Raw genomic sequence first — 16302 nt, 5'->3', positions numbered from 1 at the left:
CCATGACTTGACATGATTACCCACATTGCCGGAGTCCATCCCTCTGGCACCGTATGTCACAGGTTTCACAGCCGCCCCGCCCCTCCATCACGCTCGCCGAGACACCAGAGGAACCGGTCCATGACCCAACCGCTCCTCGGTCAACGCTCGCGCGTCGAACTGATCGCCGAGCTCTACGACCGCCACGCCGCAGGGCTGTTCGCCTACTCCCACGACCAGTTGGGCGACGCGGACTCGGCTTCCGACGTCCTGGTGGCCGTACTCTCCGGTGTCTCGGACACAGAACCGCCGCGCGCCGCGCTGTACGCGCTCGCCCGCCGCGAGATCTTCTTGCGCGACATCGTCTACTCGCCCCCTGCCATCGGCCTCGACCCGGCCGCCGCCCTCGTCGACCGCGTCCTGAGCGACCTGCGTACGCACCAGCGTGAGGTGCTGTACCTCTCGGGCGTGTGCGAGATGGACGCCTCCGAGCTGTCCTGGGTGCTCGACGTGGCCGTCGACACCGCCGACGAGCTGACGGTGAGCGCCTGCCGCCGCTTCGCCCAGTCGCTGGGCCGTGCCCTGGCCTCGGCCAAGGTTCCCGAGCACATGTCGGAGGTGTTCGGCGCCCTCGCCGTCGCCCCGGTCCGCGACGTCCTCAACCTCGCCCCCTGGGCGACTCCCCCGGCGAGACTGCGCGCCGCCGTGCTCGGGCCGAAGGCGCCGCCTGCCGCCTCCGCCGGACGGTCGACGTCGCCGCTGTTCAGGCAGCTGTGGCCGACGACGCCCGCGTGGCCGCTGCCGCTCGCGCAGACCGGTCCCCCGATCGGCGCCTCGGACTTCCCCGTGCCGGACCACATGGCGGAGGACCGCTTCCCCGATCCCTTCGCGCCGAGGGATCCCGACGCCGTCTCCACGCACGAGGCCACCACGGAGCCGATGCCCAGGCTCGGTAATGCCGTGCTCACCGCCCTGGACACCGCGGCCCTGCGGCCTCGCCGCCGCCTCCAGCGTCCCCGGCCGCGCCGGGCGGCGCCTCCGGCACCGGTTTCCGGGGACGTGCTGGACGAGCCTCCCGCGCGGGGAGATCTCTTCCGCCCGCTCAGCCCCGAGGCGCGGGCGGCCCGCGCCCGCACCGACAGGCTCGTCGCCGCGGCCCCCCGCACCGAGACCTCTCCCACCGAGACGCCTCAGGCTCCACACCAGGAAACAGCCCAGGCTCCGCACGCCGAGACCTCCCAGTCCTCGTTCGCCGAGACTTCCCTGACTCCGCACCCCGACGCCCCCCAGGCCCCGGCCCCGCTCTCGGCTCCGGCTCCGCACACCGAGGTCTCCCACCCTCCGCTCGGGGCTCCCTACCTGGAGACACCCCAGCTCTCGTTCGCCGAGATCTCCCTGCTCTTTCCCCCGAGGCCCCCCCGCGCGCCGTTCACCAGGAGCGGCAAGAGCACCGAAAGCACCGAGGCGTCTCCGGCGCCCTCCGCGGAATCCCTCAGGACGCCCTCCGCCGAGACCCTGCGGGCTCCGTTCGTCGAGTCTCCCCGGCGACCGGAGGCCACGCCGCTCACCGGCTTCCCGCCGCACGGAAACGGCGACGTACTGGACGACGTACTGGACGATGGTCCCGGCGACGTGCTGGGCGGCCACCTCGGGGACGTGCTGGACGACACGCCTCCCCTGCCCGGCTGGCCCCTGCAGACCGACCAGCTCGACGCCCTCGCCGACCGCGAGCGCCGGTCCTCCGCTTCAGCGCACGCGCGAGAAGCCGACTCATCGTCCGTACGACAAATCAGTACTTCTTCCGCGCGAGGCGCCGATCCCTCTCCCGCGCGCGAGGCCATTCCTTCTTCCGCGCCTTCTGCGCGAGGAGGCGGGCGGCACGCGCTCGCCGGTGACGACGACCGCTCCCACTTCTCGCTCCCCGACTGGACCAGGCGCGCCGAGAGGGTCGAGAGCGCCGAGAGTTCCGCGCCTCCGGCCGGGCGCGCTCAGCCCTCGTTCCCCGCCTGGGCCACGCGGAACGCCGATCCCGTCCGGTCCTCCGCCGTCGACTGGTTCGCGGACGCCGATCCCGCCAAGCCCGCTCCTTCCGAGCCCGCACCCTCCGGGACCGCGACCGCCGCCCCTTCCGACGCCGCGACCGCCGCATCCTTCGACGCCCAGACCCCTGAGGCTCCGACCGCCCTGCCCGCCTGGACCCCGCGGACCGACCACCTCCGCACCCCCACCGGTCGCGCCCAGCTGCGCCTGCCCCGCTGGGTCATGCGCGAGGACCAGCAGCCCGACGACGCCTCCCTGCCCTCCACACCCCCGAACCACGCCCTCACGCCGTACGAGACGGCGCGGGACGACGCGGCGACGACCATGCCGGGGAACGGGTTCGTGGCGATACCTCCGATGCCCTCGACACGTACAACACGTACGGAGACCGGCGCGGACGAGGCGGCCCCCTCTCTTTCCGACCGGGCCGCGACCCTCGAACGCAGGAACGGCCGGGCACCGCGCAGTCACAAGGCGACGAAGAGCGCGGCCCACCACGACTGGGCCTGGGAAGTGATCGGCTTCGTCATCGCGGTGACGATCGCGATGATCGTCTTCTTCGCGGTACCGATGATGACCACTCCCTGACGTCCTCCCCGCTCTCCCGGCTTTCTCCGATCGTGCGTACGCGTTGACCGCCGTCCTCCGTAGCCGGGAGGGCGGCGGTCAGCGGGGAACGGCGGCTCAGACGGGTCGCTCCTCGGCCACCGGCGTCTCGGTGGCGGCGGGGGTCCGAAGGGTGATCGCGGCGACCAGCGCCAGTGCGATGAAGATGACGGCACCGGTCGCGCCGACCGCGTTGAGCCCGCTGGTGAACGCGCCCCGGGCCGCGTCGAGCAGCCCGGGTACGTCTCCGGCGACCGACAGCGCCCCGACCAGGCTCGATGTGGCGGCCTCCGCGACCTCGGCGGGTGTGCCGGCGGGCAGGTCATCGGCGAGAACGGACCGGTAGACCACGGTCCCGAGACTGCCGAGCGTCGCGATGCCCATCGCGATGCCGAACTCGGCGCTGGTCTCCGAGACCGACGCGGCCGAGCCAGCCTTCTCCGGCGGTGCGGCGGCGAGCATCAGGTTCATGGTGAGCGCCATCGGGAACGAGATCCCGCCCGAGGCGAGCACCAGCCCGACGACGAGCAGGCCGGAACCGGTGGTGGTGACCTGCGTGACGACGAGCAGGCCGACGCCGGCGATCGCGAGGCCCAGCGCGGTGACGACGCCCGCCGGCCACTTGCGGGCCAGGGCCGGTGCGACCATCGAGCCGACGACCATGGCGATGTTCTGCGGGATGAGCCACATGCCGGTCGAGAGCGGCGAGAGGCCCGCGACGTTCTGCAGATACAGCGAGGCGAGCAGGGAGAGCCCTGCCATCACGACCCCGCCCAGAAGCATGATCCCCAAGGCCGTGCTGAACGTGCGGTTGGCGAACAGGCCCAGGTCGAGCAGCGGCTCGGCCAGGATCCGCTGGCGGCGGACGAAGAGTACGCCGATCGCGACACCGGCGACGATCGCCGCGAGCGCGACGGGCTGCCAGCCGTCGCGGGCGAGGGACTTGAGGCCGTAGATGACGGGCAGGATCGCGGTGAGTGACAGGGCGACGCTGAGGAGGTCGATCGGGTGTTCGGGCCGTTCCGCCTTGAACTCGGGAAGCAGGAACGGGCCCGCGATCAGCAGCAGCACCATGAACGGCACGCCGAGCAGGAAGACCGAGCCCCACCAGAAGTGCTGGAGCAGCAGGCCCCCGACGAGCGGGCCGAGCGTCGCCCCGCCCATGAAGCAGCTGAACCAGACACCGATGGCCATGCCCATCTGCTTGGGGTCGGGGAACATGTTGCGGATCAACGCCATCGTCGAGGGCATGAGCGTGGCACCGGCGACGCCGAGCAGCGCCCGCGCCGCGATCAGTGTCTCGGCGCTGGTGGCGTAGGCCGCCACGATCGAGGCCACCCCGAACGCGGCGGCACCGATCAGCAGCAGCCTGCGCCGGCCGATCCGGTCGCCGAGGGCGCCCATGGTGACGAGGAACCCGGCGATCATGAACGAGTAGATGTCGAGGATCCACAACTGTTGGGTGGCGTCGGCGTGCAGACCGGCGCCGAGTTGCGGCAGGGCCAGGTAGAGCACGCTGACGTCGAGCGAGATCAGCAGGGTCGGCAGGGCGAGGACGGCGAGGCCGATCCACGGGCGGCTCATAGGAATCTCCATGTCGGGCGGACCGGCTCTGGCACGGCGGCGAACATGCCCCGACGGTACTGGCCGACGATTCACATAGTCAATACAAAAAAATTTGTCGGTGACGGATTCGGCTCGCCACCGTGGTCACCTCGGGCGACGCGATGCCGCGTGCGGCGGCGGGAGCGAGACCGAGAGCTCAGAGCCCGCGTCCGGTGGTGGTCCGAGCAGGGGTGCCACTCCGGCCACCGCCCACTTGATGGTCCACGACGACGGCCGCCGCTCGTGCCACCGGGACGACGAGAGCCCACGGGGCATTGACTTTGTCGCAAAGTATGACGCACCATGTTGCTACAAAGCTTGCGACAAAGGAGGCATTATGACCCGTGAACCGTTACCGGACGCCGGCCCGCCGGTGCGTGCGGCCGATCTGCGACTGGCGGGCGAGTGGCTGGCCCGGCACGACCTGGCCGACGCCCGCCCGACCCCGCTGCTGGCCGGCCGGCTGGCGGTCCGCAGACGCGCCGGCCTCGCCGCCAACGTCGTCTTGGCCGTGCTGATCCTCGCGAGCGCGCTCGCCGCGGCCTACGACCGGCTGGCCACCTCCGCCTTCGGCGGCTTCCAGCCGCATCGCCCGCTGCCGCTTCTTGCCCTGACCGCGTTGGTGGCCGGGCTGCTGCTGGCACAGGCGCTGCTCGACTGGTGGGTGCGACGCATCGACCAGCGGGCGGGCGCGACGCTGTCCCGCAGGGCCGCCCATCTGATCCAGCCCGGCTGGCGGGTCGTGCTCGGCCGGCCGTACGCCGTCTTCGCGGTCGCCACGTTCGCCGGTGCGATGGCGCTGGCCGGGAGCGCCCTGGCCGTTCCCGACTCAACCGTGCGGCAGTTGGCCGTCATCGTGCTGATCGGCCTGCTCGGCGTGACTGCCATCACCGCCATGCAGCTGCGTCACCTGCTCAGGCGCCCGGTCGTGGCGGAGGACGAGGAGTCGCTGACCGCCGACGTCATCATGCGCGTCGAGGACGCCCGCGCCGTCACCACGCCGAACGTGCAGTGGACGCTGCCCATGGTGCTGCTGTTCGGCACCGCGCCCGGCTGGTGGAGCGCCGCTTCGGCCGCCTACCTGGTCCTGGGCCTGGCCGCGTGCATCGCGCTCCATGCCAGGACGCCGTCGAGCGCGGCGGTGGGCCGGCGGGCCATGAGCGTCCGATGATCGTCATCGACACGGCCTCGCCGGTTCCTCCGTTCGAGCAGCTACGAGTCCAGCTCGCCCGGCAGATCCAGGATCGCACGCTGGCCGTGGGCGCCCGGCTGCCGACCATCCGCCACCTCGCGGCCGACCTCGGCCTGGCCGTCAACACGGTCGGCCGGACTTACCGGGAGCTGGAGGAGGCGGGGCTGATCGAGACGCGCGGACGGGCGGGCTCGTTCGTGTCGGCCGCCGGCGAGGAGGGCCGGGAGCGGGCCCGCCGGGCCGCCGCCGACTACGCGGCTCTGATCGCCAGCGTCGGCATCGACACGGGCGAGGCGATCCGCATCGTCCAGGCGGCTCTGACATCCGGCGCGGCACCGGCCGCGTCATGACGGCGACCCGGCCTCGGGATCACGTCGCCGGCGAAGCGGCCGATCAGACGGCGTCCGAACCAACCGGCCGGAGATGCGCTGGGTGCGGTATTTTCGGTGACACCCCGAGCACTCACGACCCGCCCTCGACGGCCCGGCCGAGCGTTCACCGACGGCGTGCGGCGGCGCGGCCCAGCACTCACGGGCGACACGCGATGGCGCGGCCCAGCGCTCGGAATCGAGGTAAGGCCGCGCGGCCGAGCGCTCACAGCCAGTGTTCGGTGGCGGCGCGCCAGGCCAGCTGGGTGCGCGTCTGCGCGCCGGTGACGTCCAGGATGTTCGAGACGCGCCGCTGCACGGTCCGCTGGCTGACTCCCAGCTGGGTGGCGATCGACGTGTCCGACGCGCCGCCGACCAGCAGCGAGACCAGGTAGAGGTCGTCGGGACCGAGCGGGCAGGGCGTCGTCCCCTCGGTGAGCGCTCCGTCCTCGGCGATCCGCAGCAGGGTCGCCCGTTCCCAGTAGCACTCGAAGAGGGCGATCAGCGCCTCCAGCAGCTGGCCACCGCGGATCAGTGCCGCCGTCTGCTCGGAGATCCCGTCCCCCTGGACGAGCGGCAGTACGGCGGTCTCGTGGTCGACGATCGTCAGCCGCACCGGCAGCCAGGACATGACCCTGGCCTGCTCGCCCAGCTTCACCCCGTACGCGATGTCGGCCGGCATCCCCTCCTCCGCCAGCAGCGGCTTCTCGTAGATCACCCGGTACTCGACCCCGCGGCGCAGCGCGGCGAACTCGGCGTGGCTCTCCTCCGAGGGCAGCACGGTCTCGTGGTCCCGGCAGAAGTGGAGGACCTCGTGGCGGGCCGTCTCCTGCAGGTGGCCGAGGCACCCCTGGAGCGCGGTGCGGTTCGGCAGGACCTCGACCAGCCGACCGGCGTCGCGGCGGCGGACGCTGTCGCGGTACTCCTCGGAGAGCTGGTCCACCTCGCGCCGCGCCCAGTCGATCGCCTGCTGGTGGCGCAGGAGTTGCGAGCCCAGCACGATGTCGGGGGCCACGGCGGCGAACCGCCGCCTGCCGGGACCGATCGTCCTGATCAGCCCTCTGACCCGCATGGATATCAGTATCGTCTCGACCGTCTGGGCGTCGATGCCCAGGTTCCCTATGAGGTCGGCGATGTCCGCCTCCGCCGTGGCCACCAGGAACCGGTAGACGCGCTCCTCCATTGGATCGAGCCCGAGGGATTCCAACATGACGCACATGATGACATCCGAAACGCCCATAAAAGTTACATCTATTGTCTAACCGGACTTACACCATTGATGTGAATTAACCGGACGCGGGCCATATCGGATTCGGGGCGCATTCTTCCCGCGACAGCGGCGATCAGGTGTCATCGGGTTGTGACAGCGACCTGTCAGGACTAGTATCACGGAAACTCTTAGGAAAGTTTCTTAAGAGAAACTTAAGGCGGGTGCCTCGCAGGCCCCCGGCAACCGTTCGACCCGAACCAAGAGCTGCGCGAACCTCGATGGCGCGGATCGTCATCGCACGGGAGTCCGACCGTCCGGACGTCCCACACCCCCGGTTTCCCCCCATGGGAGCGATCATGCGGCGCACCCCCTCCTTACTCGCCCTGACCGGGCCTGCAAGGTTCTCGGGTGAGCCGCTCGCGCCCCGGTCGCGCGGCGCCTCGAACCTCTGCGGCCCCCACCGCACGAAGGAGTGATCAAGTGTTGAGACAGCGAATCATGGCCGCCCTCGCCGCCCTGGCGGTCACGGGCGTGCTGGCGGTCGCCCTCCCCGCGGCCTCCGCCTCCTCAGTGTCTGCCCCTGCCTGCGTCGCCGCGTGGAAGTCCTCGGCGGTCTACACCGGCGGCATGACCGCCTCCCACAACGGCCGCAACTGGTCGGCGAAGTGGTGGACCCAGAACGAGACCCCCGGCAGCGCCGACGTGTGGGCCGACCAGGGCGCCTGCGGCGGTGGCGGCACGACGCCTCCCCCTTCGGGCAACTGCAACCACCCGAACTGGGTCGCGGGCACCTGGTACGCCGCCGGGAGCATCGTCAAATACACCAACGGCCAGTTCTACCGCGCCAAGAACGAGAACCCCGGCTACGACCCGGTGATCAGCACCTGGTACTGGGAGCCGTACACCTGCGGCACGACGCCCACCACCCCTCCCACGAACCCGCCCACCTCGGGCTTCGTCGTGAGCCAGGCCCAGTTCGACCAGATGTTCCCGAACCGGAACTCGTTCTACACCTACAGCGGCCTCACCGCGGCGCTGAGCGCCTACCCGGGCTTCGCGAAGACCGGCAGTGACACCGTCAGGAAGCAGGAGGCGGCCGCCTTCCTCGCCAACGCCAGCCACGAGACCGGCGGCCTGGTCCACATCGTCGAGCAGAACACCGCGAACTACTCGCACTACTGCGACACGAGCCAGTCGTACGGCTGCCCCGCGGGCCAGTCGGCCTACTACGGGCGCGGCCCGATCCAGCTGAGCTGGAACTTCAACTACAAGGCGGCGGGCGACGCGCTCGGCATCAACCTGCTCGGCAACCCGTACCTGGTGCAGAACGACGCGTCGGTGGCCTGGAAGACCGCCCTGTGGTACTGGAACACCCAGAGCGGTCCCGGCACGATGACGCCGCACAACGCGATGGTCAACAGCCGCGGCTTCGGCGAGACGATCCGCAGCATCAACGGCAGCCTGGAGTGCAACGGCAGGAACCCCGCGCAGGTGCAGAGCCGGATCAGCACCTACCAGCGCTTCGTGCAGATCCTCGGCACCACCCCCGGTGGCAACCTGAGCTGCTGAATCCCTCGACTCGCGAGCCGCCGAACGAACCGAACAGCCGGTTCCCCGACGGCCCGGCCCCGAACGAACCGGACACCGGTTCTCCGACGGCCGCCGCGCGCCCTGCCTCCGACCGGGCGCACGGTTTCCGGGAAACGTCCCGCCGAGCGTGCGAACCCGTGAGGCGGTGACTCCACGCGTACGATCCACGCGCGTGACACGAAGGGCGCGGCCCACCGGCCGCGCCCTTCTCACGTCTTCTCCCCGACCCGCCCTCACTCCGCGCCTCACACGGTGATGACGACCTTGCCTTTCGGGTGACCGCCCCGGAGGTACCGGATGGCCTCGGGAAGCTCGCCCAGCGGGTACGTCCGGTCGACGACCGGCGTGACCTCGCCCTCCTCGACGGCCTTCCCCAGAAACAGGAGGTCCTCCTCGCTCTCCCGCAGCATCAGCGCGCACAGCTTCTGCCCCACGAACGGCGAGAGCAGCATCGCCCGGAGCTGGCGGTCGGTGCCCTGCAGCCACCGCCCCTTCCGCTCGCCGCCGACGATGACGAGCGTTCCCCGAGGGGTGAGGGCGCGCCGCAGGTGCGACAGCGAGCGGTTGCCCCCCGTGTCGAGGATGAGGTCGTAGCGGCGCCTCCCGTCCGCGAAGTCCTCACGGGTGTGGTCGACGACCTCGTCCGCGCCGATCGACCGGACCAGGTCCGTCTTCGCCGTGCCGCACACCCCGGTGACCTCGGCGCCGAACGCCTTGGCCAGCTGCACCGCGAACGTCCCGACACCGCCGCCCGCGCCGATGACCAGCACCTTCGCCCCCGGCTTCACCGGTCCTCCGGCGCGAAGCCCCTGCAGGGCCGTGTAGGCGGAGCCGGGGGTCGCCGCGGCCTGCTCGAAGGTGATGTTCGCGGGTTTGGGAACCAGCCTGTCCTGCCTGGCGCACGCGTACTCGGCGAAGGCGCCCTCGCAGGTGCCGAACACCTCGTCACCGACCCCGAACCGGGTCACACCCTCGCCGACCGCCTCGACGCGGCCGGCGACGTCCATGCCGAGAAGGCGGTTCTTCGGCTTGAGCAGCCCGAAGCCCGCGGCGCGGACGACGTAGGGCAGGCCCGTCGTGACGTGCCAGACGCCGTGGTCGAGGCCTGCCGCGTGGACGCGTACGAGCACCTCGCCCTCCCCCGCGACCGGCCGGTCGACGTCGCCGAGTCGCAGCAGGTCGGTCGAGCAGTAGGCGTCTCTGGCCATGGCCTTCATCGTCTTCATGGTCTTCATCGTTTTACGTCCCCTTCGGCGAGTCGGTGTCCGGATACTGGAAGACCTCGTCGAGCGGGACGCCGAACACACGGGCGATCCTGAAGGCCATCTCCAGCGAGGGCGAGTAGCGCCCCTGTTCTATGGCGATCACGGTCTGACGGGTCACGCCGACGCGTTCCGCCAGCTCCGCCTGCGTCATCTCCCCGGTGGCGAACCGCAGGGAGCGGATCGCATTGGTGATCTTGGTGGGCTTGACCATGCTCAGAACCCCCGGCGGTACGCGACGATCTTCACGACCGACGAGGAGAGGGCCGAGAGGACGAACGCCAGGTAGAGCGCGTGGGCGATCCAGAAGTGCTCGAACTCCGCCATCGTCAGGCCGAGGGCCCCCACGACGCCGATGGCGAGGACGTAGAACTCGGCCCGCATGCCGTGCCGGTGGATGTCGTCGTCGCGCTCGTCCTTCTCCACCTCACCGCGCGGGGCGGTCCCGGCGAACATGTTGCCGACCATGTTCGCGACCATCGCGGCGCCGATGGCCGTGATCATCGGCCACACGTAGTCGACCTCGGCGACACCGACCTCCCGGACCCTCCCGAGGATGATCGTGGCGTAGACCGCGAGCACGCCGATCGCGACCACGGCGTAGACCCACACGCGTTTCTCTTCCGTTGACATGCCCGCTCCCCATGTAAAACAAAGTAGACATGATGAAACGTAAAACAGAGCAGACATGATGTCAAGAATTATTAACTTCCCCCTGGTCAGGGGATCGCACGGACACCTCCATGGAACGGCGAACACCGCCGAGGCGCACCAGACGCCTCACCGAAACCGAGAACCGAGAACCCGGAGGCGGGAACGGGACACGGGACACCGGGCGGCCGGGACCGACACCGGTCCACGCCCGGCCTCGGCCTTCTCCACAGGGCCTCAGGTCACTCCGACGACAGGACGAGCCCGCTCGTCGGCACCCCCGTGCCCGCGGTGACCAGCACGTTCCGCACCCCGGCGACCTGGTTGGCCGAGGTGCCCCTGATCTGCCTGACGGCCTCGGCGATCCCGTTCATGCCGTGGATGTACGCCTCACCGAGCTGGCCGCCGTGTGGGTTGACCGGGAGGTGGCCGTCGATCTCGATGCCGCCCCCGGCCACGTAGTCGCGGGCCTCGCCGCGCCCGCAGAAGCCCAGCTCCTCCAGCTGGGTGAGGACGAACGGGGTGAAGTGGTCGTACAGGATCGCCGTCTGCACGTCCGAGGGCCCGAGCCCCGACTGCTTCCAGAGTTGGCGGCCGACCACCTCCATCTCCGGCAGGCCGGTCATGTCGTCGCGGTAGTAGCTGGTCATCATCATCTGGTCGGCGCCGGACCCCTGGGCGGCGGCGGTGATCACGGCGGGTGCCTCGCGCAGGTCCCTCGCCCGCTCGGCGGAGGTGACCACCAGCGCCACCGCGCCGTCGCTCTCCTGACAGCAGTCGAGCAGGTGCAGCGGCTCCACGATCCACTTGGACGCCTGGTGCTCCTCCAGGGTGATCGGGCGGCCGTGGAACCACGCGGCGGGATTGGTGGAGGCGTGCCTGCGCATCGCGACCGCCACCCGGCCGAAGTCCTCGGAGGTGGCGCCGTAGGTATGCATGTAGCGTCGGGCGAACATCGCCACCCAGGCCGCGGGGGTCATCAGCCCGTACGGCACGTGCCAGCTCATCTCCAGGCCCTGCGACGAAGGCTCGCCGGCGACGCGGGCGTCGGGCTGGCCGTACCTGTTCCCCGAGCGCTCGTTGAACGCCCGGTAGCAGACCACGGTCTCGGCGACCCCGGTGGCGACGGCCATCGCCGCGTGCAGCACGGTCCCGCACGCCGCGCCGCCGCCGTAGTGGACGCGGGAGAAGAACGACAGGTCGCCGATGCCCACCTCGCGGGCCACGGCGATCTCCTGGTTGGCGTCCTGGGTGTAGGTGACGAGGCCGTCCACGTCCGAGGGCGCGAGGCCCGCGTCGTCGAGCGCCGCGAACACCGCCTCGGCGGCGAGCTGGAGCTCGGACCTGCCTGACCGCTTGGAGAACTCGGTCGCGCCGATCCCGGCGACGGCCGTACTCCCTGAGAAGGAGACCACGGTGGTGAGGGCCTTTCTGTGTTTTCGCCGTTCCCTGCCGTTCTCGCCGTTTTCCGCCGTTCCGACCGCTTACGCCGCTCCCGGCCGTTTCCATCGTTTCGGTTGCTCTCGCCTCCCGGTCTCCGTCCTCGGCAGCCGCCGGGGCGCGGTCAGCGGGCGGGGAGGACGAGCCTGACGGTGCCCGAGACGTGGGCGCCGAGGCTGACCCCGCCCCGGACCTCGACGGTGAACTCGCCGTCCTCGCAGGCGACCACGCTGCCGGTGAAGGACAGCCGGTCGCCCGCGTACGCGGGGACGCCGAGCTTGACGTTGATGCCGCGGATGATGGCCTCGGGTCCCGCCCAGTCGGTGACGTAGCGCTCGACGAGACCCATCGTGGTCAGGATGTTGAGGAAGATGTCCTTCGACCCCTGCGCCCGCGCGACCTCGACGTCGTGGTGAACGGGGGTGAAGTCCATGGTCGCGAGTGCGGTCGACACGACCACGGTGGGGCTCAGGTCGATCGCGAGCTCGGGAAGCGGAGCTCCGACCCGCACCTCGTCGTCGGTAAGTGTCCGCATCACGCCTCCTGGGGGACCCACATGGGCAGGATCAGCTCGTCGTCCATCCGGCGGTACGTCAGGCGCACCGGCATACCGATACCCACCCGCGAAGCGGCGCAGTCCACCACGTTTCCCACGATCCGCACGCCTTCCGGTAGTTCCACCACGGCGACCACGAAAGGCGTACGAAGCCCCGGGACCTGCGGGTTGTGGTGGACGACGTAGCTGTAGACCTCCCCCTCGCCGCTCGCCGTCACGAACGTGCGGGTGGTCGAACGGCACGAGGGGCAGACCGGCCCCGGCGGGTGGCGGAGCTCGCCGCAGTCGGCGCACTTCTGGATCCGCAACTCGCCGGCGGCGACACCCTCCCAGAAGAAGGCGGTGTCGGCGTTGACCGCGGGTCTCAGCGGATACGGCGGCCGGGGGGACACATCCTCCCGTGTCTCCGGCATGTCCTTCGTGAGCACGTCCCTCGCGAGCGCCTCCTCGGCGGGCACGTTCGCGGGCGCGTCCTGCGCGGGCACGTCTCTCGCGAGCGCGTCCTCGGCGGACATGTTCGCGGGCATGTCCTTCGTGAGCACGTCCCTCGCGAGCGCGTCCTCGGCGGGCACGCCCGCGGGCGTGTCCTTCGCGGGTCGGATCCGAGCGGGCGGGGCCTCGGAGGTGCCGTTCTCCGTGGGCGCGGATCCGTTCCCGCTCGGTGCGACTTCGTTCTCGCCGGTGGTGTGCGTGTTCTCGTCCGGCCCTTCGGCACGTTGCCAGGGCCGGAACTTCAGCACCCGGAACAGCATGTCGGCCACGGCCTCGCCGTCGGCGTACCAGGTGATGTTCCAGGTGACGAAGTAGCCCTTGCCGAGCGCCGTCCGCTTCGGGCCGGTGATGCCGGTCAGCCGGGTGGCCGGGACCGGAAACTCGCCGAGCCGCACGTAGCGGTGGTAGGTCTGCTCGCAGTTGGTGGCGACCACCCCGGTGTAGCCGTTCTCGTCCAGCATCGCGAGAACCGCGTCGATCGGGGTACCCGCCCGCTTCCTCCTGTTCCCGGCCACGCCGGGCATCGTCCAGACCTGGATCATCGCCGGTGGGGCCACGATCCCCCCGTGCACTCCCGCCGCGGCGGCCTCGGGGTCGGTGTAGAGCGGATTGGTGTCGCCGATGGCGTCGGTCCAGTGCCGGATCATCGGGAGGTTCACCGGGTCCGCCTCCGCGACACCGAGCACCTCCCCCTCGGCGATCTGCCGCTCCGCCAGAGCGATGAGCCGTTCGTGCAGGGTGGCGGACTCCCCCCCGGTCTCCGGACCCGTCGCGGACACCGAACTTGTCGCGGACACCGGTCCTGTTGGGGCAGGCTCGGGCGCCGGGAGTGCCGGAGCCGTCGCGGCCGTCGGGACGGGCTGGGGCGTCGGGGCGGGCTCGGGTGCCGGGGACCCCGGCGGTGTCCCGGTCATCGGGGCGGCCTCGGCAGGCTCAGGCCGAGCATCGCGATGAGCTCGCGCTGGACCTCGTTGACGCCGCCGCCGAAGGTGAGCACGAGCGCGCCCTTCGCGCCGCGGTCCACGCGTCTCATCAGGTCCGCCGTCTCCGGGTCGGACGGGTCGCCGAAGCGCGCCAGGACCTCGCCGACGATCCTGCCGACGTCCTGCAGCCGCTCCGAGCCGTACACCTTGGTGGCCGAGGCGTCGGGGGCGCCCAGCCAGCCGAGGTCCATGTTGGCCGCGACCTGCCAGTTCAGCAGCTCGTTGGTCCTGAAGTAGGCGTACACCTGGCCGAGCGCCCTGCGTACCGCGGGCTCCTCGATCGTGCCGGTACGGCGGGCCCAGGCGAGGAACCGGTCGTAGGTGTGGGCGATGTTGCCCGCGGGGCCGAGCGTGACCCGCTCGTGGTTGAGCTGGTTGACGATCAGGTCCCAGCCCTTGTTCTCCTCCCCTACGACCATGTCCACCGGCACCCGCACGTCGGAGTAGTAGGTGGAGTTGGTGTGGTGGTTCCCGTCCATCGTGACGATCGGGGTCCACGAGTAGCCGGGATCGGCGCAGTCGACGATCATCATCGTGATCCCGCGGTGCTTCTTCGCGTCCGGGTCGGTACGGGCGGCGAGCCAGATGTAGTGGGAGTAGTGGCCGCCCGAGGTGAAGATCTTCTGCCCGTTCACGACGTAGTGGTCGCCGTCGCGGACCGCGGCGGTGCGCAGCGAGGCGAGGTCGGTGCCCGCCCCCGGCTCGCTGTAGCCGATCGCGAAGTGACACTCTCCCGCCAGGATGCGCGGCAGGAAGAACTCCTTCTGCGCCGCCGTCCCGTACTGCATGAGGGTCGGACCGACGGTCTGCACGGTGATGATCGGGTACGGCACCTCGGCGCGGGCGATCTCGTTCGCGAAGATCTGCTGCTCCAGCGGGCCGTATCCGCCGCCGCCGTACTCCTTGGGCCAGCCGAGTCCGAGCTTGCCGTCGCGGCCGAGGGCGCGGCAGTGCTCCATGTAGGCGTGGCCGAACGGGTCGGCGGAGATCCGCGCTCGTTCCTCCGCGCTGAGGCACGACCGGAAGTACTCGCGCAGTTCGTCGCGGAGCCTCTTCTGGTCGGGGGTGAGGTCGATCAGCATCAGACGAGCGCTCCGATCGTGTCGAGCCGGGCCTCCACCCCGCCCAGCAGGTGGGCGTGGTGCTTGCCCCAGGCGAAGTAGCGGTGCAGCGGATAGGTCACGTCCACCCCGATACCGCCGTGCAGGTGCTGGCAGGTGTAGAGCGCCCGCAGCGCCTGGTCGGTCGCGGTGAGGGCGCCGACGGCCAGGTCCGCCTCGGCCTCCTCGTCCGCCCCCTCGGCGAGCCGCCACGCCCCGGACCACACGGCCACGTCCAGCGCCCGCCCCGCGATGTAGACGTCGGCGATCTGCACGGTGACCGCCTGGAACTCGGCCAGCGCCCGGCCGAACTGCTTGCGGGTCCTGATGTACTCGGTGGTGAGCGCGAGCGCGCCGGCCAGCACCCCGGAGGTGACGGCGATGTTCCCGGCCAGCGCGAGTCTTCGCAGGCCACCGGCCGCCGCACCGTCCCGCGCCCCGACGGGCTCACCGGGGGTGCCCTCCAGGACGAGCGTGGCGGCGGGCTCGCCGGTGGAGGTCGGCACCGGCCGCAGGTCCGTCTCGGCGGGGTCGACCAGGAACAGGCCGACCCCGGTGGCGGTGGCGGCGGGGACGAGGATCCTCGCGGCCTGGGCGGCGTACGGCGTCGTGCCCTTGGCGCCGTCCAGCACCCATCCGGCGCCGTCCTCGCGGGCGGTCGTGAGCGGCGGGGCACCGAGGTCGCCGAAGGCACGACCCGGCTCGGAGGGGGCGACGGCCAGGGAGATCTCGCCGGCGGCCAGCGGGGCGAGTGCCTCGCGCTGCTCCCCGGAGCCGTACCTGGTGATCACCTGCGCCGCGACGAGGCTCTGCTCGGCGGGGACCGGGGCCACGTGGGCGCCGATCTCCCGCAGGACGACCGCCATCTCCACCGGCCCGAGCCCCGCGCCTCCGGCCTCCTCCGGCAGGCAGGCGCCGAGCAGTCCCGCCTGGGCGAGGGAGCGCCAGAGTGCGGCGTCGTAGGGCGCGTCCCCCTTCTCGTGGGCTTCGAGCCTGGCCGGGGTCACCTCCCTGCCGAGGAGGTCGACCGCGAGTCCGCGCAGGTCGGTCTGTGTCTCGTCGAGATTGAAGTCCACTGGCGCTCCAGGGTTTCTGTCGGCCGCGTCACCCTTCCGGAAAGTAGAACAGATTCTATTCTGTGTCCAGAGTCGGCCTATGGCAATAAGTCACCGCATAACCTCCGCACCGCATATGCCATGTAAGCGCGGGCCGTCTTTGTGACCGGCGA

14 protein-coding genes are annotated in these 16302 nt (G+C 70.8%); 4 read left to right on the top strand and 10 right to left on the bottom strand.

All coding sequences use genetic code 11. From position 1 onward, the window contains the following. The first annotated feature begins 120 nt into the window (after positions 1-120). Complete coding sequence (locus tag AB0B90_RS05380) at positions 121-2607, top strand: hypothetical protein (RefSeq protein WP_362920925.1); 2487 nt, start codon at positions 121-123, stop codon at positions 2605-2607. Positions 2608-2703: 96 nt separating this feature from the next. On the opposite strand, the gene AB0B90_RS05375 is transcribed toward AB0B90_RS05380, so the two are convergent. Beyond that, on the bottom strand, positions 2704-4209 hold the full coding sequence (locus AB0B90_RS05375; RefSeq protein ID WP_350947512.1) for an MFS transporter: 1506 nt from the start codon (positions 4207-4209) through the stop codon (positions 2704-2706). 358 nt (positions 4210-4567) lie between these two features. Here AB0B90_RS05375 and AB0B90_RS05370 point away from each other — a divergent pair, with 358 nt between their 5' ends. Together AB0B90_RS05370 and AB0B90_RS05365 are read left to right on the top strand one after the other, a co-directional pair. Next, the gene (locus AB0B90_RS05370; RefSeq protein ID WP_362920923.1) at positions 4568-5401 is read left to right on the top strand and encodes a hypothetical protein; all 834 of its coding nucleotides are present in this window, start codon (positions 4568-4570) and stop codon (positions 5399-5401) included. Beyond that, positions 5398-5772 carry a GntR family transcriptional regulator gene (locus tag AB0B90_RS05365; protein WP_350947510.1) on the top strand — a complete coding sequence of 125 codons (375 nt, stop codon included), beginning with the start codon at positions 5398-5400 and terminating at the stop codon, positions 5770-5772. Before AB0B90_RS05370 ends, AB0B90_RS05365 begins: the two co-directional genes overlap by 4 nt. Before the next feature lie 244 nt (positions 5773-6016). On the opposite strand, the gene AB0B90_RS05360 is transcribed toward AB0B90_RS05365, so the two are convergent. After that, positions 6017-7000 carry a helix-turn-helix domain-containing protein gene (locus tag AB0B90_RS05360; protein WP_350947509.1) on the bottom strand — a complete coding sequence of 328 codons (984 nt, stop codon included), beginning with the start codon at positions 6998-7000 and terminating at the stop codon, positions 6017-6019. A gap of 480 nt (positions 7001-7480) precedes the next feature. Between AB0B90_RS05360 and AB0B90_RS05355 the strand changes: the two genes are divergently transcribed. Then, positions 7481-8569 (top strand): glycoside hydrolase family 19 protein, encoded by a 1089-nt coding sequence (locus tag AB0B90_RS05355; RefSeq protein ID WP_362920920.1) that lies wholly within the window; start codon positions 7481-7483, stop codon positions 8567-8569. 266 nt (positions 8570-8835) lie between these two features. On the opposite strand, the gene AB0B90_RS05350 is transcribed toward AB0B90_RS05355, so the two are convergent. From AB0B90_RS05350 to AB0B90_RS05315, 8 genes are all read right to left on the bottom strand, one after another. Next, on the bottom strand, positions 8836-9816 hold the full coding sequence (locus AB0B90_RS05350; RefSeq protein ID WP_350950229.1) for an NAD(P)-dependent alcohol dehydrogenase: 981 nt from the start codon (positions 9814-9816) through the stop codon (positions 8836-8838). A gap of 13 nt (positions 9817-9829) precedes the next feature. Then, positions 9830-10066 carry a helix-turn-helix transcriptional regulator gene (locus AB0B90_RS05345; protein ID WP_350950230.1) on the bottom strand — a complete coding sequence of 79 codons (237 nt, stop codon included), beginning with the start codon at positions 10064-10066 and terminating at the stop codon, positions 9830-9832. Positions 10067-10068: 2 nt separating this feature from the next. Next, entirely contained in the window at positions 10069-10485 is a 417-nt protein-coding gene (locus AB0B90_RS05340; RefSeq protein WP_362920918.1) for a hypothetical protein, read from the bottom strand. 260 nt (positions 10486-10745) lie between these two features. Then, positions 10746-11918: a lipid-transfer protein gene (locus AB0B90_RS05335; RefSeq protein WP_362920916.1), complete on the bottom strand. Its 1173-nt coding sequence runs from the start codon at positions 11916-11918 to the stop codon at positions 10746-10748. Positions 11919-12067: 149 nt separating this feature from the next. After that, on the bottom strand, positions 12068-12478 hold the full coding sequence (locus tag AB0B90_RS05330; RefSeq protein WP_350950233.1) for a MaoC/PaaZ C-terminal domain-containing protein: 411 nt from the start codon (positions 12476-12478) through the stop codon (positions 12068-12070). After that, positions 12478-13788 carry an OB-fold domain-containing protein gene (locus AB0B90_RS05325; protein ID WP_362920914.1) on the bottom strand — a complete coding sequence of 437 codons (1311 nt, stop codon included), beginning with the start codon at positions 13786-13788 and terminating at the stop codon, positions 12478-12480. Before AB0B90_RS05325 ends, AB0B90_RS05330 begins: the two co-directional genes overlap by 1 nt. A 113-nt stretch (positions 13789-13901) precedes the next feature. Continuing rightward, a complete protein-coding gene (locus tag AB0B90_RS05320) occupies positions 13902-15056 on the bottom strand; it encodes an acyl-CoA dehydrogenase family protein (protein ID WP_362899244.1) in 1155 nt (384 codons plus the stop codon). Beyond that, complete coding sequence (locus AB0B90_RS05315) at positions 15056-16150, bottom strand: acyl-CoA dehydrogenase family protein (RefSeq protein ID WP_350950236.1); 1095 nt, start codon at positions 16148-16150, stop codon at positions 15056-15058. The genes AB0B90_RS05320 and AB0B90_RS05315 overlap by 1 nt, the downstream gene beginning before the upstream one ends. Positions 16151-16302: the final 152 nt, after the last annotated feature.

It is taken from the genome of Streptosporangium sp. NPDC049078 (assembly GCF_040648855.1).
Lineage (GTDB): Bacteria > Actinomycetota > Actinomycetes > Streptosporangiales > Streptosporangiaceae > Streptosporangium.
Note: the sequence above shows the minus strand (reverse complement) of the source record. Positions and strands in the feature narration are given on the sequence as shown.